This window comes from Shewanella sp. ANA-3 (assembly GCF_000203935.1).
Lineage (GTDB): Bacteria > Pseudomonadota > Gammaproteobacteria > Enterobacterales > Shewanellaceae > Shewanella.
On record NC_008577.1, the window covers coordinates 2,231,205 to 2,250,315 of the forward strand.

At 48.6% G+C, this 19,111-nt stretch carries 13 protein-coding genes; 10 read left to right on the top strand and 3 right to left on the bottom strand.

Going from position 1 to position 19,111, the window contains the following annotated elements:
* Nucleotides 1–24: 24 nt before the first annotated feature.
* From SHEWANA3_RS09935 to SHEWANA3_RS09965, 7 genes are all read left to right on the top strand, one after another.
* Nucleotides 25–927: an FAD:protein FMN transferase gene (locus SHEWANA3_RS09935; protein ID WP_011716886.1), complete on the top strand. Its 903-nt coding sequence runs from the start codon at nucleotides 25–27 to the stop codon at nucleotides 925–927.
* 10 nt (nucleotides 928–937) lie between these two features.
* On the top strand, nucleotides 938–1,597 hold the full coding sequence (locus tag SHEWANA3_RS09940) for a response regulator transcription factor (RefSeq protein ID WP_011716887.1): 660 nt from the start codon (nucleotides 938–940) through the stop codon (nucleotides 1,595–1,597).
* Between the two features lie 113 nt (nucleotides 1,598–1,710).
* Nucleotides 1,711–3,105, top strand: coding sequence for an ATP-binding protein (locus SHEWANA3_RS09945; RefSeq protein WP_011716888.1), 1,395 nt, complete (start codon nucleotides 1,711–1,713; stop codon nucleotides 3,103–3,105).
* A gap of 444 nt (nucleotides 3,106–3,549) precedes the next feature.
* Nucleotides 3,550–5,187 carry a glucan biosynthesis protein G gene (locus SHEWANA3_RS09950; protein WP_011716889.1) on the top strand — a complete coding sequence of 546 codons (1,638 nt, stop codon included), beginning with the start codon at nucleotides 3,550–3,552 and terminating at the stop codon, nucleotides 5,185–5,187.
* A gap of 23 nt (nucleotides 5,188–5,210) precedes the next feature.
* On the top strand, nucleotides 5,211–7,394 hold the full coding sequence (mdoH, locus tag SHEWANA3_RS09955) for a glucans biosynthesis glucosyltransferase MdoH (protein WP_011716890.1): 2,184 nt from the start codon (nucleotides 5,211–5,213) through the stop codon (nucleotides 7,392–7,394).
* Nucleotides 7,395–7,624: 230 nt separating this feature from the next.
* Nucleotides 7,625–9,301, top strand: a complete 1,677-nt coding sequence (locus SHEWANA3_RS09960; RefSeq protein WP_011716891.1) for a L,D-transpeptidase family protein — start codon at nucleotides 7,625–7,627, stop codon at nucleotides 9,299–9,301.
* Between the two features lie 123 nt (nucleotides 9,302–9,424).
* The gene (locus tag SHEWANA3_RS09965) at nucleotides 9,425–9,973 is read left to right on the top strand and encodes a DUF882 domain-containing protein (RefSeq protein WP_011622603.1); all 549 of its coding nucleotides are present in this window, start codon (nucleotides 9,425–9,427) and stop codon (nucleotides 9,971–9,973) included.
* Here the strand turns inward: SHEWANA3_RS09965 and SHEWANA3_RS09970 are convergent.
* Nucleotides 9,924–10,358: a hypothetical protein gene (locus SHEWANA3_RS09970; RefSeq protein ID WP_011716892.1), complete on the bottom strand. Its 435-nt coding sequence runs from the start codon at nucleotides 10,356–10,358 to the stop codon at nucleotides 9,924–9,926. The two genes, SHEWANA3_RS09965 and SHEWANA3_RS09970, sit on opposite strands and share 50 nt — an antisense overlap.
* Nucleotides 10,359–10,670: 312 nt before the next feature.
* Between SHEWANA3_RS09970 and rplY the strand changes: the two genes are divergently transcribed.
* Nucleotides 10,671–10,958: a 50S ribosomal protein L25 gene (rplY, locus tag SHEWANA3_RS09975; RefSeq protein ID WP_011622605.1), complete on the top strand. Its 288-nt coding sequence runs from the start codon at nucleotides 10,671–10,673 to the stop codon at nucleotides 10,956–10,958.
* A gap of 109 nt (nucleotides 10,959–11,067) precedes the next feature.
* Here the strand turns inward: rplY and SHEWANA3_RS09980 are convergent, their stop codons facing one another.
* Together SHEWANA3_RS09980 and SHEWANA3_RS09985 are read right to left on the bottom strand one after the other, a co-directional pair.
* On the bottom strand, nucleotides 11,068–15,417 hold the full coding sequence (locus SHEWANA3_RS09980) for a translocation/assembly module TamB domain-containing protein (RefSeq protein WP_011716893.1): 4,350 nt from the start codon (nucleotides 15,415–15,417) through the stop codon (nucleotides 11,068–11,070).
* Nucleotides 15,414–17,270 carry an autotransporter assembly complex family protein gene (locus SHEWANA3_RS09985; RefSeq protein ID WP_041412619.1) on the bottom strand — a complete coding sequence of 619 codons (1,857 nt, stop codon included), beginning with the start codon at nucleotides 17,268–17,270 and terminating at the stop codon, nucleotides 15,414–15,416. The genes SHEWANA3_RS09980 and SHEWANA3_RS09985 overlap by 4 nt, the downstream gene beginning before the upstream one ends.
* Before the next feature lie 120 nt (nucleotides 17,271–17,390).
* Here SHEWANA3_RS09985 and SHEWANA3_RS09990 point away from each other — a divergent pair, with 120 nt between their 5' ends.
* Nucleotides 17,391–18,422: an isoaspartyl peptidase/L-asparaginase gene (locus SHEWANA3_RS09990; RefSeq protein ID WP_011716895.1), complete on the top strand. Its 1,032-nt coding sequence runs from the start codon at nucleotides 17,391–17,393 to the stop codon at nucleotides 18,420–18,422.
* Nucleotides 18,423–18,671: 249 nt separating this feature from the next.
* Nucleotides 18,672–19,088 (top strand): CBS domain-containing protein, encoded by a 417-nt coding sequence (locus tag SHEWANA3_RS09995; RefSeq protein ID WP_011716896.1) that lies wholly within the window; start codon nucleotides 18,672–18,674, stop codon nucleotides 19,086–19,088.
* The last annotated feature ends 23 nt before the right edge of the window (nucleotides 19,089–19,111 follow it).

Genomic DNA, 19,111 nt, shown 5'->3' on the forward strand with positions numbered 1-19,111 from the left:
GAAGTACAGAATAAGGATACGAAGATGCCAGCAGTTTCCCCTAATGCGCCTTATCGACTCGTGCGCCGTGATTGGGGATTTTTGGGCGAGTTTAGGGCCATGGCGAGTCCCTGTGAGCTATTGATTGCCAGTCATGATGAAGATATCGCCTACGATATGCTCGATATGGCGGCCCGTGGGGCGCGAAGAATCGAGCAAAAGTACAGTCGTTTTATTGAAGGCAATTATCTATGGCGTTTGAATCATGCCGATGGCAAACGGCAGTCAATCGATGAAGAAACCTGGCAACTGTTGGCTTTTGCGAAACAATGCTTTGAGTTAAGTGATGGGCTATTTGATATTTCGGCCTGCCCGTTAATGCAAGTGTGGCGTTTTACGCAGGACGCCAAGATGCCCGCCAAAGCGGATATTGAGGCTGCGCGAGCCTTAGTGGGATTTGCGCGTATTGAGTTTAATTCCCAAGAGTTGCTGATGCCCCAAGGCATGCAGCTCGATGTTGGCGGTATCGCCAAGGAATATGCGGTCGATAGGGTCGCCTATGAGCTTGCCGAGTCCTATGCGGGGATCTCGGTATTGGTTAATTTTGGTGGTGATATCGCCTGTCCGGTGGCCAATGCTGTGCCTTGGCAGGTAGGGATTGAAGATCCACATCAGCTTGACCATGCCGCCAAAGTGCTTGCCATCACCCAAGGCGCCTTAGCAACCAGCGGTGATACACGGCGATTTATTGAAGTTGATGGCAAGCGTTATGGGCATATTGTCGATCCGCGCACTGGCTATCCGGTAAGTGGGGCGCCGCGCTCGGTGACAGTTCTTGGGCCAAACTGCGTCACCGCAGGCATGTTGGCCACCATGGCCATGTTACAGGGTGAGCAGGCCGAAGCCTTTTTAGCCGAGCAATCGGTGCAATCTAGTATTTTTCGATAGGGCATTATCAATGCGTATCATGTTAGTGGAAGACAACGAGTTATTAGCCCAAGGGATCTGCTTGAGCCTTGCCAAAATGGGGATGCAGGTCGATCACCTAAGTAGTTATCAGCAAGCATTAGTGGGCATTAAGAATGAAACCTTTAGCGCCATAGTGCTCGATTTAGGCTTACCCGACGGCAATGGTAAGGAGCTACTTAAAGCGTGGCGGGCAGAGGGCGTGTCGATTCCGACCATTGTGCTCACGGCCAACACGGATTTTGATACCAAACTTGAGTGCCTCGATATCGGCGCCGACGATTATTTAGGTAAACCCTTCGATGTGCGTGAGTTAGCCGCGCGCATTCGGGCGATCGTCCGCCGGCAATATGGTCTGGATAATAACAGCTTGAATATCGGTGCATTAAGTATTGACCTCAACACCCGTGAGGTGAGTTTTCGCGATCAAAATGTGCCGCTATCACGTCGGGAGTTTCAGCTACTACTCGAACTGGCGCAATCCGCTGGCCGAGTGTTAACTCGTAATCAGCTAGAGCAGTTAACCTATGGCTGGGATGAGGTTGGCAGCAACTCGATTGAGGTCCATATCCACCATTTACGTAAAAAGTTAGCCAATGACTTGATTAAGACCGTACGCGGCATTGGCTATACCCTAACCGAAGTCAATTAACCTGAAAATTAACGCGAGAGTCAGGATTTAAGTGACAAACTCGGCGTTTATCGGTATTTAGTAACAGCCTTTTAGGCATGTTTACTCTCACCATAAACGACGGGGACTATGGGGTGAATCGACTCAAGGTGCTGGATGTGTACTCATTACGTTTGTTATTAACCTTGCTGATGCTCTCGGGGATTTCGGTTTCCGTGGGTATTTCAAGCTGGTTCAGCACCCGGGATTCTAAGCATCAAATCGAAGAGTTATTTGATGCGCAAATGCTGCAAAGCGCGAAAATGCTTGAGCTTTTTTATCACGATGAGGCGGAATTTAAAACGCCACAAGAGCTGCCGCAAGTTCTCCATGTCCCCGATAGCCAGATCAGTACCTTTGCTCAAAAGGCCGATGCATTAAAGCTGGCCTATGAGCACAAACTCGCATTTCAGATCTGGAGCGAGGCGGGGCAAGCGCTGGTGTTTTCAGACAATATCGGCCGACAACCCATAACTAAGTTTGTTCAAGGCTATAGCAAAAAAGTGTTTGAAGGGGAGCTGTGGCATGTGTTCAGTTTTTTTTCGGTCAAACACAAAGTCTGGATAATCACAGCCCAGCAAGATGAAGTGCGCCAAGAGCTGGTCTCGCAAATTATGCACAATGCCGTAATCGTGCCGCTGATCGTTGTGCCCTTGACCTTACTTATCGTCAGCTTGCTGTTTTACATCTTGTTCCGGCCGTTGAAGTCCTTCGAGCGCGAGTTAATGGCACGCTCGCCTAACGATCTCACGCCGCTCACTATGTCACTGCCTAAGGAGCTTGTGCCTGTGCGCCGCGCGCTAAACCAATATATCAGCAGCATTGCGCACTTTATTGCGAGGGAGCGTCGCTTTAGTGCCGATGCGGCCCATGAGTTAAAAACCCCCTTATCCGTGATTAAATTACATCAACAGGGGTTAGAAGGTTTAGTGGGCGAGGGTGATGCGGAGCGTATTCACCTTGCCGCTATCGATGCCGGTGTGAAGCATATGAGTCACACCGTTGAGCAACTTTTGTTGCTTGCGCGGGTCGATTCGATTGCCGAACTCAATGTGCAACCTCATCTGTTACTGCCAATGGTGGAAGATGCGCTGAATCAGCTAATGCCACTGATCACCGACTATGAATGGCAAATCGAGATCGATGCGGCATTAACGCTCAACTGCGATCGGTTTTACCTGCTGATCGTGCTAAAAAACATCATCGAAAATGCCTGTAAATACAGTCCTGTCGAAACTGAGATTAGTATCAGTGCCGCAGTCACCCACACCCATGTCGAGATAAAGATCGCCGACCGCGGGCAGGGCATGACTCTGGAGCAAATCGCCAGTGCGACGGAGCGTTTTTACCGCGTCAATGAAAATGAAGGAATAGGCGCGGGATTGGGGCTGTCCATCTGCCACCACATCATTGATTTACACCAAGGAGAATTGACGATCACGCCCCGTGAAAATGGCGGTTTAGTGGTCACGCTTGCGCTTCCCCTGTAACTCACATTTCAAATGGTATTTCAACGCGATTCGCAGCCTTAACATAATTATTTTATGCCCGCTGGCTCGCGTATTGGCAGGCATCATCTAAGATTTGTAGTTAGGGCAAATCGCTAAGATGAGTGATACCGCAAATTTGCAAAACAGATTGATTTTGTTTCTATTATGCGAACTTGGCAGCACTTTATTAGCACTTGTAACTTTTAAAGATCAAATTGGTATGTTAATTCGAATTTGATATTCTTTATTGGTATAAGTATATTGCTAAATAGTATCGTGCAAAAGGAGTTAACTGCATCTTTATTTATGAGTTTTTTACTCCTTCTGATATCTTTCGCGATATGTAACAGCCTGTGTTTTTTTTCGTTCAAACAGCGGTAAAAAAATTTCACTGTGCACACAAAAAACGTTGATTTCTTAGTTTATTTTTAGGTTACCTATCCTATGGTTAGCTTGTTGCGTTGCCAATCGTTTAAACCTTCTTCTTCACTCATTTGCTCACTGGCGCTTAGCGCAGCATTTGCGCTGTCGAGCTCGGCATTTGCTGAAGAGACAAAGCCTGCTGAAAACAAACCCGCCACACCTGTGGTGAGTCCACCTAAGGCGACGGCTCAGCCGGCGAACAAAAATCAAGTGAGATTTACTAAAACGGGCACCTTTGATGGCGACTCAGTCGTGAAGTTAGCTCGCAAGTTGGCTTCTAAACCCTATGTGGTACTAAAGGATCCGCTGCCAGCAGGCCTCGCTAAGTTAACCTACGATGAATACCGTGACATTCGCTTTAACCCGATTTCGTCGATTTGGCGCGATCAAGGTTTACCCTTCCAAATGCAAATGTTTCACCGTGGCTTCTATTTCCAAGATTTAATCGAAATTGCCATTGTTGAAGCTAACCAAGCGACTCACTTAGCCTACGAGCCTAAGTATTTCACTGCGGGTGAGGTTATCACTCAAGCGTTGCCAAATGATGACATTGGTTACTCAGGCTTTCGCATTCATAACCAGTTAAACACCAACGGCGTTTATGACGAGTTGATGGTGTTCCAAGGTGCGAGCTATTTCCGTGCCTTAGGTAAAGGTAACTCCTATGGTTTATCTGCCCGTGGTTTAGCCTTGAAAACCGCAGATCCAGAAGGGGAAGAGTTCCCGATTTTCCGCGCATTTTGGGTTGAACGTCCTTCCTACGACAGCAACCTGATCGTGGTTCATGCATTGCTCGATAGCCCAAGTGTAGCGGGTGCGTATCGCTTCTCGGTGCGTCCTGGTGACAACACCCAAATTGACGTTGAAGCGACATTATTCCCTCGCGTCGAACTCAGCAAAGTGGGTCTAGCGCCAAGTACTAGCATGTTCTTACATTCACTCAATGGCCGCCATGATACCGACGACTTTAGACCCGAAGTCCACGATTCAGACGGTTTGTTAATGTTTAACGGCCGCGGTGAGCACCTATGGCGCCCACTGGCTAACCCACGCCAATTACAGGTAAGTGCATTTTCTGACAACTCGCCACAGGGTTTTGGGTTAATTCAACGTGAACGCAATTATGCCTCTTATCAAGATCTCGAAGCCCACTACGAGCGTCGTCCAAGTTTGTGGATTGAACCTGTGGGTAACTGGGGACAAGGTGCGGTCGTTCTGACAGAAATTCCAACAGAATCAGAAATTCATGATAATATCGTGAGCTTCTGGAAGCCGCGTCAGCCTATTCCTGCGGGCAGCGAATATCATTTTGCTTACCGTATGAGCTGGGGCGAGGAGCCAGTGGCGAAAACCAATTCTGTCGTGGTGAGTCGTACAGCCAGTGGTCGTGCCGACATCGCAAAAGCGACCCCAAGACGTTTGTTTGTCGTGGATTATCATCTTAACGGCGCCATGCCCGATGAATTACCGCTCGCGAAGGTTGAGTCTTCCGGTGGGGTGATTTCAAATGTGGTTATTGCGCGTAACGCGGCCAACAATGGTTATCGCCTCGCGTTTGAGTTGGAGCCAGAAGATAAGGAACTTATCGAATTACGTGCCGAACTCAAGTTCTCAACACCGCGTCAGGTTGAAACCTGGCTCTATCGCTGGACGCTTTAAGGTCCATGACGGAGCGACATAATATGACTGTATCCGAGAATTCGGTTCTTGAGACTGAAGTGCTCGTGGGTGGTAGCGCCATGCCTAATGAAAGGCCTGGCGCAATGGAACCCCAAAGCTTAAGCCAAATGCCTGAAGGATTTCCGCGTCGTAGCACCGTTGCCAATGGTGTACGTTCTAAGGTATCCCGTCGATTCTTTGTCGTGGGCGGAGCTCTGGCGCTGTCTGCTTTTGCTATCTACGAAATGGGCGCTGTATTCAGTATCGGAGGGATCACTCCCCTCGAATATCTGATGTTGGCGCTGTTTGCGATTAATTTCTGCTGGATTGCCTTGGCGTTTTGTAGTGGTATCGCAGGCTTCTTCATGTTGCTGAAAAAGCCCAAGCCAAACGAGCTTGAACAGACTGAGCTACATACCCGCACCGCGATTTTGATGCCAACCTATAACGAGTCGCCTGATCGGGTGTTCTCCGCGGTATCAGTGATGGCGGAAGCCTTATCCCAAACGGGGCATGGCCATGCATTCGATTGGTTTATCTTAAGTGATACCACAGATCCTGAAATCGCCCTGTTAGAAGAACAGGCGTTTTTAGTGCTACGCCAAGAAACCCATAAACATTCTCGCGTGTATTACCGCCGCCGTCGTAAGAACGTGGCGCGTAAAGCGGGTAACGTGGCGGATTTCTGCCGCCGATGGGGCTCTCGCTACGATCACTTATTGGTGCTGGACGCTGACAGTTTGATGGAGTCATCGACCATCACTGGCTTAGCACAACGTATGCAGGCCGATCCTGACGCCGGACTTATCCAGACGATTCCATCGCTCATCAATGGCACCACCTTAATGGCGCGTCTGCAGCAGTTTGCGGCGCGTATTTATGGTCCTGTGATTGGTACGGGGCTTGGTTGGTGGGTACAAAAAGAAGGTAACTTCTGGGGCCATAACGCTATTATTCGTACCGAAGCCTTTATGGGCGCAGCAGGTCTACCAAACCTTAAGGGTAAACCGCCATTTGGTGGTCATATCCTAAGCCATGACTTTGTCGAAGCGGCGCTGATTCGCCGTGCGGGCTGGAGTGTGGTCATTGCCTACGACTTACCCGGCTCTTATGAAGAATGTCCGCCATCTATTGTCGATTTAGCCGTGCGCGATCGCCGTTGGTGTCAAGGTAACTTACAGCATTCCCGTATTCTGCCAACTAAAGGTTTGCACTGGGTCAGCCGTTTGCACTTAATGACGGGCATTATGGCGTATCTGTCATCGCCATTCTGGTTGTTATTGATTCTGACTGGTTTGATGCTCGCGTTGCAGGCACACTTTATTCGTCCTGAGTATTTTACCGACCAATTCTCGCTGTTCCCGACATGGCCAATCATGGACTCGGATAGGGCATTAAGATTGTTCTATATCACTATGGGCGTGTTGTTTGGACCTAAGATTTTCGGCGTATTATTGCTGCTAAAAGATGGAAATTTTGCCCGCAGTGTCGGTGGTCGCATCAAGGCGATTTTGAGCGTGATCTTTGAGGTGATCCTCTCTGCGCTAATCGCACCTATCATGATGTTTATCCACTGCGGTGCGGTGATGTCGATTCTGATGGGGCGTGACAGTGGCTGGTCTCCACAGCGCCGTGACGATGGCAGCATGCCTTGGTTAACCCTGATCTATCGCCACCGCTGGCATATGCTGGCGGGCGTGATGTTAGGTTATGCGGCGATTTTGGACTCCTTAACATTGCTTGCGTGGATGAGCCCCGCCTTGATTGGTCTGTGGTTAGCCGTGCCGATTTCGGCGTGGACGGGGTCAATCAAAATTGGTGAGTTCTTTAAACGCATTGGCATTTTGGCCACGCCAGAGGAGCGTAATCCTGCGCCTATCTGTATTCGTGCTCAAGAGGCACGTGCCGCTTATCAGGCGCATATCGAGCAGCCTTGGACATTAGCGCAAGTGTTAAAAGATCCAGCGTTAATGGAACTGCATTTAGCTATGGTTGATAAGCAGCCACTGCGTGCGGCGGGTACACCCATTGAACCGGTTGAAGCTATTGTGCACGTAAAAGTGCATGAAGCGCAGTGCCAACAGAGTGCCTTGGCGTTATTTAACCGTCAGGAGATGGCGCTGGTGCTAGCCAATCCGCTGATGCTGCGAAGCTTGCAAAAGCTGCCAGAGCAGTTTGTGCCAGAAGACTTGGTCTCTTTCTGCTAGGTAACACGTTTTTAGGGTAATAATTCACCTCGCTTAATGGGCTTAATTGTTGTCAAATAATTGAAATGCCACTGACGTCTGTCAGTGGCATTTTTGTTTTATCCCTTTGCTCGCCTGCATTTCGGCAACGGCTTCAGCTATAGTGAACACAGATTACTGGTGAATTGAGTGTCGATGTTTGCACTTGCGGTAATTTTACGGTCAAGAATCTGCTGTGACAGGGGACGTTTATGATGCCTGTGAGTCGATTAACGCTAAATCCTAATACATCCAACCGCAGCTTTAGTTCACTTAAGCGCTGGCCACTCGGTGCATTGTTGATGGGACTTTCGCTTGCAGTCATAGAATCCTACGCCGCCGAACCACTGGTAACAGCACCTTTAAGCGTTGAAGCAGAAAGGGTTGAACAGCCCGCTCTTCCGCCTTCCGCAGAAGTCGCTGACCCAGACACTGCAGTTGAGCAAATTCTAGGGCAAACCTTACTCTTGAGTCTTGCCGATGTTAGCCCGGTTTTTAGCGCCAATTATCAACAGTTGATCCAGTGGCAACATAGGGCGCTGAATAACGAGGAGCAATTGAAGCTTCGCCAAATGCAGCTGCAATTGGATAACTATTGGCAGTATCTTGATGCCCAAGCTGAATGCACTGCGCCATGCCTATCGGCAGCACTGATCCCTAAGGATACGTATTTTCGCGCTGTGGTCCTCAAGTTGAAGCAATTGATGGCGTTAGCGGAATCCTCTTCGTGGGAGACACTCATCCTCGAAGATAAGCTCAGTCCAGGGCAAGAGAGCCCGCTCATTGCGCCGATTGCACAGCGCCTTTTCCTATTAGGTTTTCTAGCAGAGATGCCTAGCACGGCTTCCGAGTCTGTAGCCGATGAAGCAGCTTTGCCAGTATCTGAACTAGGATCTGAGCCAACCATTGAGCCAGACATCATTTCACCAGACGCAACAACTCATGCTGGAACAGTTGCACGGACTGAGCAGGCTTCAACTGATAACAATTCCATGCCTTATGATGATGAACTGGTTCGCGCGATCAAAAACTTTCAAACCCAGCATGGCTTACAGGCGGATGGGGTGATAGGTAAACAAACCCTGTATTGGCTTAATCAATCTCCCTATGCTCGGGCAAAGCTGCTGGCGAAAAATACCCTTAGGCAGCAGCTTTTTACTCGCACCTTACCTGCAAGCTATCTGGTGATAAACATCCCTGCATTTGAGCTGCAATTCGTCGAAGCGGGGAAGGTGATCCTTAATTCAAAAGTAATAGTGGGCAAAGCATCGCGGCCAACACCGCTGCTAAGTAGTCATATCTCCAGCGTGGTGCTCAATCCACAGTGGCGAGTGCCACGCACCATTGTGCGGCGCGATATCATGCCCCATATACGCCAAGATGGTCATTACCTGCAGGACCGCGGGTTTGATGTTTACGACTATGACGGCGCGCGAGTCGAACATTCGCCGCAGGAGTGGCAAGAGTTAGCGTCCAGCCATTTTCCCTATCGTTTAGTGCAACGCCCCGGGGCGAAAAACGCCTTAGGTCGATATAAATTTCATTTCGACAACAGTTTTAGTGTGTATTTGCACGGAACTTCTGAGCCAAGTCTCTTTAAAAAGACCGATAGGGCCTTATCATCGGGTTGCATTCGGGTTGAAAAGGTCGAGGAGCTGGCCCGCTGGTTTCAAACTCACTTAGTTAAAGATACGCGCCTTTGGGACAAATTAACGCCTAATACCACTCAATCCCAATGGTTTGCGCTGTCAGATACCATGCCTGTCTACACGGTTTATTGGACAGCATGGCTTGATGATGCTGGGCAAATTCAATATCGCAATGATATTTATCACTTAGAAGTTGAGTTTACCCAGGCGGTGCCTGCAGCAATTTTTTACATTCTATAACGACCTGAACTTTTAAGAGATTTTGAAATCTGAAATCTTGTGAGCCAGTCAAGGCTTGATCTGAATGGCGATTCAGTATAATTTGCGGTTTTAGTGTCCAAAAAACGAACAAAAGGTGATGATGTGACGTTACTTTGTCCTGCCCGTAGGCAGTTGTTGTTAGGCCTCAGTGGTGTGGCATTGTGTTCTTTAATTCCTTCTAAAGCGTTTGCAAGTCGGTCGACCAAAGGGGTTCGCGATCTCAGCCTCTACAATCGCCACACGGGCGAGCATAACAATGGCAGTTATTGGATTGACGGCCATTACCAGAGCGAAGTGTTGAATGATTTTAGTCACTTGCTGCGGGATCATCGCCAGAATGTGGCGGCGCCCATGGATAAACGCTTATTCGATCTGCTTTACACCCTCAAGAGCACCCTCAATACGGAGAATGAGATCCATGTGATTTCTGGTTATCGTTCGCCCAAGACTAACGCCATGTTGGCGGGTAAGAGCAGTGGGGTGGCAAAGAAAAGTTATCACATGCAAGGCATGGCAATGGACATCGCTATCCCGGGTGTGAACCTAAAGACCCTTCGTGATGCGGCGTTATCGCTTAAATTAGGAGGAGTGGGTTATTACCCTAAGTCAGGTTTTGTGCATGTTGACTGTGGCCCAGTCCGCCACTGGTAGTCTTATCGTTTTGCACTGAGAGCTGCTGATAAAACTGCAGCTCGAGTGCTTGAATATCCTGCAAATAATGTTTTAACAGCGGCAAAAAGAGTTGCCCAAGCTTGTTCATTTCCCGGTGTTGTTGCCAGTCGTTCACATGCTGATTGAGGCACTGTGAAAACTTAAATTGCCTGAGTCGTTGGCCTTCAACCGCGGATGATTCACAAAGCTGCATCAACATCAGTAAGCTACGATTTTTTTGTTGAGTGCAGGCGAGCAGTTCTAACAGTTTCAATTCGATCGTGGTCTGCTGATAGGGTACAGTTTCGATAAGTGAGACGAGTTCACGGGCTAATTGGCATGAAAGACGATTTTCTTGTTGCAATAAATACAGCTCGTGACGCATGTTTGACAAGACTAAAGTGACAAAATTTGCCCGAGCTTAGCAGGCATCGACTGGCTTAAGTGTGATCAAGATCGCGGGTTTTTTGATTCAGATCAAAGCCGCTTCGGCTATTTAACAGGCTACAAACAAGTTTTCCAATTCAATAAATACTCTTTGTGATTTATAACGATAGCCGCTCGGTATCATTCAGGTTTAAGAGTGGGGCTGTTCTTGTACCTGCTGAGTAACTGTGTTAGTATGCGCGCGCTTTATATGAGTCACCATTGGTCGAAAATGGTGACGGTTTTTACTCTAAATTTAAGTGAGAAACACATGTCTTACACTATCCAAGCACAAACCCGCACTGAAATAGGGAAAGGTTCGAGCCGCCGCCTACGTCATGCAGGTAAAGTTCCTGCTGTTATCTACGGCGCAGGCAAAGAGCCAGTTTCTATTGTTTTTGATCACAAAGACATCATCAACATTCAAACTAACGAAGACTTCTACACTTCTGTTGTGACTATCGTTTTAGATGGCAAAGAAGTAGGTGTTCGTGCACAAGCTATGCAACGTCACGCGTTCAAGCCAATGATCGAGCACGTTGACTTCGTTTACGCTTAATCGCGTGATTGAAGCAAAAAAGCGCCTATAGGGCGCTTTTTTTGTGGCTGTTTTTTAACGAACAAGAACATAAAATTATCCCCGCGCAACCTAACTACGCGGGGGAGCATCACTTGATATTGAAGTTGTAATAGATATCGAGGGATTGGCCTAAGGTACCTGATACCGTTTCCAGATAGAGTTGCGATAACAGGTAGTATCTGACCGTCATCTCATAGCCTGGGTTAAATACCCCAACACCATATTTCACCATCAGGTTATCACCGATAAAGCCACTGATCGCCACGCGGCCCTCATCGTTGGTGTCCAGTTGTACGTTAGAGAAGCCAAACTCTTCAATAATCCCAGTGGCGGTACTGCCAATGTTATTGATGGCGCCACCGCCGCCGACCTGTGAACCTAAGCCCAGCGCCGCTCCCATCATCAACGAATTGTTCTGCTCGTTATTGCTGCTGTTAAAGCCGCTGCCTTTGATAATGTAAGACAGGATCTCTGCTTGCTCCTTAGCAGGGTTAGAGAACAGGGTTACCACTGGGCGGGCGGGCGTGCCCGTGACACGGACACCCGCGACTAGATCTTCACTCTTAATTTCACGAATAGCTTCGATATTTAAGTTAGGCACGGATGTCGGGCCGACAAACTGCACTTCACCGGTACGGATTTTCAGGGTTTGTCCCATAAACTTATAGCTGCCTTGTTTGACTTTAATATCGCCAAATAGCAGTGGTGGGCGGAACGCCTGTTGCTGCAGTTTTAAGGTTCCTTGCAGTTTACCTTTAAGGCCCATGCCATCGACTTTTAAGTCGTTACCGACATTAATGTTTAGATCCGCCACAATGGCATAGGGGCTAGCTTTAGGTTGCGCCGCGGCAATCGAGTCATCGAAGACCACATCTTCCGACAGGGCAACACCGCCTTCAGCGAGTTGGACGATTTTGATATTACCGGAAGGCACATCGACAACCCCTTTGAGTTCGAGCTGTTGACTGCTAAAGGCGATGGTGAGATCGGGCGAGACATCAAGTAGCGTAAGTGGCGGTTGGATCACGGCTAATTTGTCGCCCTTAATTGCAAGCTCGCCACTGAATTGGCCCTGAGGCCAGCGCATATCACCCGTAACACGCCCCAAACCATTGCCCATCATCCAGCGGCCTTTGAGGGATGCCTGTTGACCGCCCAAGTCCATCGACATGTCGATTTTATTGATAAGCGTAGGGTTGGCCGTCAATGCGAGGGCGCCTTGGGTTAAGGACACATTGCCCGACACTTCTGGCGCATCCAAGGTGCCAGCAAAGTTTAATCTGCTGGTGAGCAAGCCTTCGAGAGTATTGAGCTGCGGGAAAAACTCACCTAAAGGTTGCAGGTTAATTTGCTTGATATTGGCGTAACCCGACAAGGTTCTGTCCGGCGTTACGTTGACCGTGACCTCACTCTGCCAACTGGCGACATCTTCCGATTCAAAGCTAATTGACGAGAGGAGTCGTTTAGCGTCTAAGTTAGCTTTGAAATCAAGTTGTTGATAATTAATGGTGACTTCACGGTTTTTGGCTCGTTTAAGCTTGATGCTACCGGGAGTAAAATTAAAGTCGACATTGGCCGTGGGTTTACGTCCCGCCGCCCAAGCAAAATTTGCCAACAGTGAAGAACTGCCATCCCACTGCATATTGTTGGGTAATACAGGCACTAATAGCTTGCCTAGATTGCCCGCATAACTGAGCTGAGCCTCGCCAGTTTTGCCAATAGTCACTTGATTATCGAGGCAAACCTTACTGTTGGGATTCACTAGACAGAAGGGGCTGATATTGCCTTTGGACTTATTTTGATCCCAGCCGACAAGAATATCCTTATCTATCTCCCAACGTCCGACGGGGGTTGCCAAGTTGATTTTATTCACCTGCGCCTGCAGTTGGGATTTTTTCATATCGTATTGGCTAGTGACGCCAAGCTCGAGCCCAAGATCCCCTGTGGCGCTGAGAGTCAATTTTTGGTTTTGAATATCGCCTTTACTGCCCAAGGTCACGGTATCTAAACTCTGTGAGCCAAGTTGCAGTGCCTTTGACTTGAGTGATAGGGCAAACTCATGGGCATCCAAAGGCTTATAGTAAGCCTTGAGTGTTGACTCCCTGAGCTTAATATTTTGATGCACCAGATCGACCAGTTGCGCGGTTAACTCGACTTGTGGATGTTTCTCTTCCCCAGTGACATTGATATCGGCCTGCAATTGACCACTGGCCTGGGGCAACCATAAACCGAAATCGGGGACTTGCAGTTTACCCTCAAGGTTCCAGGTTTTGTTGGTTTCGCCCGCTAAGGTTAAGGTGGAACCCAATACCTTGGCATTGACACCTTTGGCGCTGATATACAGTTTATCGTTGATGCTGACATCGGCTGTGATATCAAACGGATAACCCTGCATTGTGCCTGACAGTTGGGTGTCCGTTAGAGCCACTTGCCACTGTTTATCTAACAGGCGCCCGGTGGTCTGCAATTGGCCCGAGATTAAACTGTTTGGCAAGCTGCTCGTTGCACTTGCACTTGCACTTGCACTTGCACTTGTAGTTGTAGTTGCTTTTGCATTTGTAGTTGCAGCTGCAGTTGTTGTCGCAGGAGCGGGAGCATTTGTTATTGCTGGCGCTGGCTTATCGGTATTTGTGCTCGGTGCTTTAGCGTCCTTTGTAGGTGTTGATTCTGGAGTCTGTGCAGTTTCCGGCAGTGTGATTTCCTGTAATTTCAGATTATCGAGCAATACCTTGGCTTTCCAAGTGATCGCCTTAGCGTAATCTAGCTCACCAGTCACATCGACCGAACCTAGTTCGCCCTTCGCAGTAAACTGCTTAATATCGAGCTTTGCACCCTGATGATGAAGCTCACTGCTAATGGCTAACACTTTATGGAAAGGTGTGATGACATTTCCATTGAGCGTCGCGGCCTGTTGAGTGAGGGAGCCTTGGCTGTCGAGATTGAGGTCGCTCACAAGATACTCGGCATGTTGCAGCGGCCACTGTGCGCGGACTTTTTCCAGTTTCACCTTGTAGGGCAGCGTGGGATCTTTGAGGGTCAATTGTCCATTGAGACTAAAATCCACATCCCCTTTGGCAAGGGCGTGGATCCCCAGTTGTCCGACGCTTTGGCTAAGGGTTAGGCTTAATTGTTGATGGGTCAGTTCTGGCAACTCGGCAACCTGAGTGACATTGGCCTGAACCTCAAGCGCGAGCGGATAGTCCTGTTCGAGGGCGAGTTGACCCACCACAGACACTTCGCCATAACTATGGGCAAGCAGCAGTTTTTCTAGAGTTAACTGATACTTGGCAAATTGACCTTGAAGCTCAATATGACTAAATAGATCTTCGCGCGGACCAATCTGTAAACGGCTGTTGTCTAAACTGAGGTGCTTGACATCCACCGGGAAAGGCATAAAAACCTGTGGTAAATGGGCAAGTGCCCATTCCTCTGTAGATGCTTGCTTATCGGCGTTTTCATCCGTTTGTTTATCTGCTTGAGGATTTGCGGCAGTTTCCGTAGAAGGTTTCTTTTCGACAATTGGCTTGTCCGCTGAAGCTTTAGCACTTGCAGTCGCCACTGTGGTTGTTGATTTTTCGGTCTCAGGCTGAGTTGTCGCCGCTGCGGTCGTGGTTTTTGCCGCTGCAGTTGCAGCTGTCTCGGCTGCCTTGGTGTCAGTGACTTGTGTGCCTGTGATTTGAGTGTCAGTGGCTTGAGTACCTGTAGCTTGAGTGCCTGCGCCTTGAGGATCTGTGTCTGGCGCAGGACTGTCGTCGGTTGGAATTAACACGGCCAAGCCTTCACTGCTAAGCTGCTCGACCGTCAGTCCTTCGGCAAACCAAGTTGCAGCGGTCTGAATATGATTTGCCGAAAAGCGCATCTTATCGACCGCAATATTGATGTTGTTCAGTTCGGCGCTGTCGAGCTTTATGCCAAAGGGCAGAACCAGTTCACTCGGCTGATCATTTTCGGGGGTAACGTCTGCTTCAGTGGAACCTGAGCTTAAGGCCTCGGTATCGATATTGACATCGATTTGGCTCGCCGTTAAGGCATTCACGCACAGCTGCTTTTGTAGCAGACAAGTGGGTTGCCATGCCAAATGTAAATCCTTGAGCTCGACCTTAATCCCATCCATCGACCAACTGGCGTGGGCTAAGGTGAGATCTTTATTTAACGAGCCAGAGGTGTAGGTGAGCGCCAGATCGGGCACAAACTTATCGGCTAAACCCACCGTTATCCGCGAGCCAATTTCAGTCCCGAGCAGTAATGCCGTTAACACCAAAAGACTTAAGGGAACGTAAACAATAATCCGCGTGCAGAGTTTAAATATTTGCCAAATGCGCAGCTTAAGTGTTTTGGGCTGCACACACGTTGGATTTTGTTCCAAAGACAATTGCTCAGGGATTTGATTCTCTTGTTGAGCCGTTGCATTAGGCTCATGAATAGGGGGCTTGCTCATAGCTCTGTCCCCATGGTTAAGTGAATGCGCCATGAACGGTCAATGGTGTCTGTCTCTTTCAAACCAACCCCTAAATCTAACTTAATTGGGCCAATGGGGGAGATCCAATGGATACCACCACCCACTGAGACTACGGGTTCAAACTGATTGTTATCAAAGGCGTTACCCGCATCCACAAAGGTGGCAACACGCCAAGTCGGGGTGACGTAATATTGATATTCCAAACTGCCAACCATGAGATAACGACCACCGATAACTTCACGATTGACTTTGCCATCGGCATCGATGTAATCGAGATAAGGCCCAAGTTCTTGATAGCCATAACCACGTATGGTTTGGTCGCCACCGGCAAAATAGCGCAGTGATGGTGGAATAAAGGCCAGCTCATTTTCATTGGCTAAGTTGGCGGCGAGATCCATACGCGCCACGATTCTGTGGTTATCAAAAAAGGTGTCAATCCACTTAAACTTGGCCTGTAAGCGGGCAAGGCGTGTCTCGGAGCCAAGATAAGGATCGGCATAATCTAAGCTATACATTTGCCTGAAACCAGACTTAGGATCGAGTGAGTTATCCCCACGGGTCGTTTTAGAAAAGTTAATCCCCGCCAGATAAAAACTGGGGCTGTAATCGGTATCGGACTGAGTATATTCCTCGCGAATCGCATCGAGGGAATAGGTCATCAGCCATTGATTATCCAAGCGTTGCTGCCTGAGTAGTCCGAGCAAATACTTAGTCGATTCCAGTTGTCCCGTGTTACGAAAATCGCGGTTCTCGGGCTCGTAAATCTGGGTCACCCCGTATTTATCCCGCAGCAAGCCTAGGCGAATTTTGAGTTGATCGTCTAAGGGATGAGTCAGCGGAATCGTATAAGTGGTTAAAAACTTAGGCCTGTCAGGCGACCACTCCAAACTGGTTTCTTGGGAGTGACCGTATTTATTGATTTGTGGCGTACGCCAAGTGACCCGTACTCGCGGATCGAAGGTTTTATCTGCGCTTTGACCTATGTCGCCACCGAGACCTAATTCAATCGAGTGGCTGGCCTTATTGGTGAGCTCCACCTTGACGGGCAACTGGTTATCCTTTGCCTGATCTATCTGCGGTATGACCTTGATATTGGCGAAATAGCCCGTATCCAACAATTGGCGGTTTAGAGAGCTGACCCGACGGGTCGAATAGGCCGCATCTTCTTTGAAAGGGATAAGTTTAGTGAGAATATCCGGCTCTAAGGTGTGTCCCTCAAAGCTTACTTGTCCAAAACGGTAACGTGCGCCTGAATTAAAATGCAGGCTAATTTGCGCCGTGTTTAAATCGCGGTTGATTTTGATTTGTGACTCGGTGAATTCGCCATCGAAATACCCCCTCGCCAAGGCAAGCGTCACCAGTTGGGATTTCACATCGGCATATACCCCATGGTTGAGCGTATCCCCAGGCTTGATATTCACCTCCGCAAGCCACTTATCGAAGGCGCGATCGTCGAGCATCTCACCGGAAAAATTAATATCAACCCATTGGATCTTTACCGGTTCGCCCGCTTTGACCGTGAGCTTTAATTCCCATGGGCCTTTTTCTTTTTCGACTAACTGTTCTTCCACTTCGCCATGGTAATAGCCCATGGACTCGAGGGCGGTGGAGACATTGTCTTCCACGTTAAATAAGAAGGCTCGGCGCTGCACTTCGGAGTCGGGCATAGCACCTAAGTGGGCGAGAATATTACGCTTTAGGGCTTCGTCGACCCCGTTCACTGAAAGCGTTAACAAGTTATCGGCGGCCATCGCCCCCGATGTCACTAAACTCAGGCCAAGTAGCAAATGAAGACGAAAAGATAATGACGTTATTTGCAAGTATCGCTGCACTTTATAATCCCTGTGATGTGAGTTCATTGTCGCCAGAATAGCCGCAACAGGCAAGGAGATGATTGAAATTAGTCATTGAAATGGTTACAAAGGACGTTACTGTTTAAGGGGATGTAAATAATGAAAATAAAATTAGCCACCTTTAGTTTAATTCTCTCGAGTGCACTTTTTATGTCACAAAATACCCAAGCGAATGAAAAACCTTTTGCCATTGCGATCCACGGTGGCGCTGGCACGATTTCTAAGGCCAACCTCACGCCAGAGCTGCGTCAGGCCTACAAAGACAAGCTCAAAGAAGCCGTCGACAAAGGCTCAAAAGTGCTTGAGCAGGGCGGTGATAGCTTAGTCGCGGTGCAAACCGCTATCAATGTATTAGAAAACAGCCCGCTGTTTAACGCCGGTGTCGGTTCGGTTTACACCTATGATGGCGGCCACGAGTTAGATGCGTCGATTATGGATGGTAAAACCATGAATGCGGGCGCCGTAGCGGGTGTGCGCCATATCGCTAATCCCATCGATTTGGCCTTAGCCGTGATGAATAAGTCCGAGCATGTCATGCTGTCGGGCGCAGGCGCCGAGGAGTTTGCCTTAACCCAAGGTTTTAAACTGGTACCTAACAGCCATTTCGATAGCGATGCCAGTTATCAGCAATTACTCGATGCCAGACAAAAACTGCAGGCGGCTGAAAAATCAGATCAAATTGCGGGTATTGAGATGAAAGATCTCGATTATAAATTTGGTACCGTTGGAGCTGTCGCCTTAGATAAAAACGGCAACTTAGCGGCGGGGACTTCGACTGGCGGTATGACGGCCAAGCGTTTTGGTCGCATTGGAGACTCGCCCGTGATTGGGGCTGGCACCTATGCCGAAAACGGCGTTTGCGCTGTGTCGGCCACGGGCCACGGCGAGTTTTTTATTCGCTACCAAGTGGCGGGCGATATCTGCGCTAAGGTGAAATACCAGCAAAAATCCATTATTCAAGCGGCAGATGAAGTGATTAATCAACGCCTTATCACCGCTGGCGGCTCTGGTGGTGTGATAGCGGTCGACCACAGGGGCAATATTGCCACGCCATTTAACACCGAAGGCATGTACCGCGCTACCCGTAGTAATGGCGAGCCTGCCCAAGTGATGATTTGGCAGGACCAATAACCCATATCAATTGCCTTAGCGCACGTGAAGTGAGCGCTAAGGCTCATATCCTCAACGCGTTACCATCACAATGGGCGTTTTAAGATCCAATTTAGGCCCACTAAATAGCATTTTTGTTCACCCAATATCCATCCGGATAGGCAAATAGATAAGTTCAATCGATATTAATCGCTTACTACTTGCGAGATTTTGACTAGACTCAAAGCGTAGGTGTGTTGAGTTGGTAAAGGATAGATTGGGGAGATTGCTATGGATTCAATAAAAATACGCGACCATATGGATCGTCAACCCGTATTGCTACGCGCCAATATGTCGCTGGCCACTGCGGTTGAAAAACTGTTAGATAATAACAAGATGGGTGCCGCTGTCGTGGATGATAACGGCGATTTAGTGGGCTTTTTATCCCAGCAAGATTGTTTAGCCGTGATGCTAAAGAGCAGTTATCACTGTGATATGACCTCAGTGGTAAAAGATTGTATGCGCACCGAAGTCTTGTATGTCGGTCCCGATGACAGTATTTTGCAATTAGCAGAGCAAATGCTTGGCTCTAAACCTAAGATTTATCCCGTGGTCGAGCAGGGCAAAGTCGTTGGCACCATTAACCGCACCAATGTGCTGCGCGCCATGAATGTGTATATGCAGCAATGTTACTTAGCACCCGCCTAAGCTCTAAGCGCTAAGCCTTTCAA

Bases quoted from the DNA above. Each gene is read 5' to 3' on its own strand.
- SHEWANA3_RS09995 (WP_011716896.1), top strand. From the start codon at position 18,672: ATGGATTCAATAAAAATACGCGACCATATGGATCGTCAACCCGTATTG.
- rplY (WP_011622605.1), top strand. From the start codon at position 10,671: ATGTCTTACACTATCCAAGCACAAACCCGCACTGAAATAGGGAAAGGT.
- SHEWANA3_RS09950 (WP_011716889.1), top strand. From the start codon at position 3,550: ATGGTTAGCTTGTTGCGTTGCCAATCGTTTAAACCTTCTTCTTCACTC.
- SHEWANA3_RS09960 (WP_011716891.1), top strand. From the start codon at position 7,625: ATGATGCCTGTGAGTCGATTAACGCTAAATCCTAATACATCCAACCGC.
- SHEWANA3_RS09980 (WP_011716893.1), bottom strand. From the start codon at position 15,417: ATGAGCAAGCCCCCTATTCATGAGCCTAATGCAACGGCTCAACAAGAG.
- SHEWANA3_RS09990 (WP_011716895.1), top strand. From the start codon at position 17,391: ATGAAAATAAAATTAGCCACCTTTAGTTTAATTCTCTCGAGTGCACTT.
- SHEWANA3_RS09935 (WP_011716886.1), top strand. From the start codon at position 25: ATGCCAGCAGTTTCCCCTAATGCGCCTTATCGACTCGTGCGCCGTGAT.
- SHEWANA3_RS09940 (WP_011716887.1), top strand. From the start codon at position 938: ATGCGTATCATGTTAGTGGAAGACAACGAGTTATTAGCCCAAGGGATC.
- SHEWANA3_RS09970 (WP_011716892.1), bottom strand. From the start codon at position 10,358: ATGCGTCACGAGCTGTATTTATTGCAACAAGAAAATCGTCTTTCATGC.
- mdoH (WP_011716890.1), top strand. From the start codon at position 5,211: ATGACTGTATCCGAGAATTCGGTTCTTGAGACTGAAGTGCTCGTGGGT.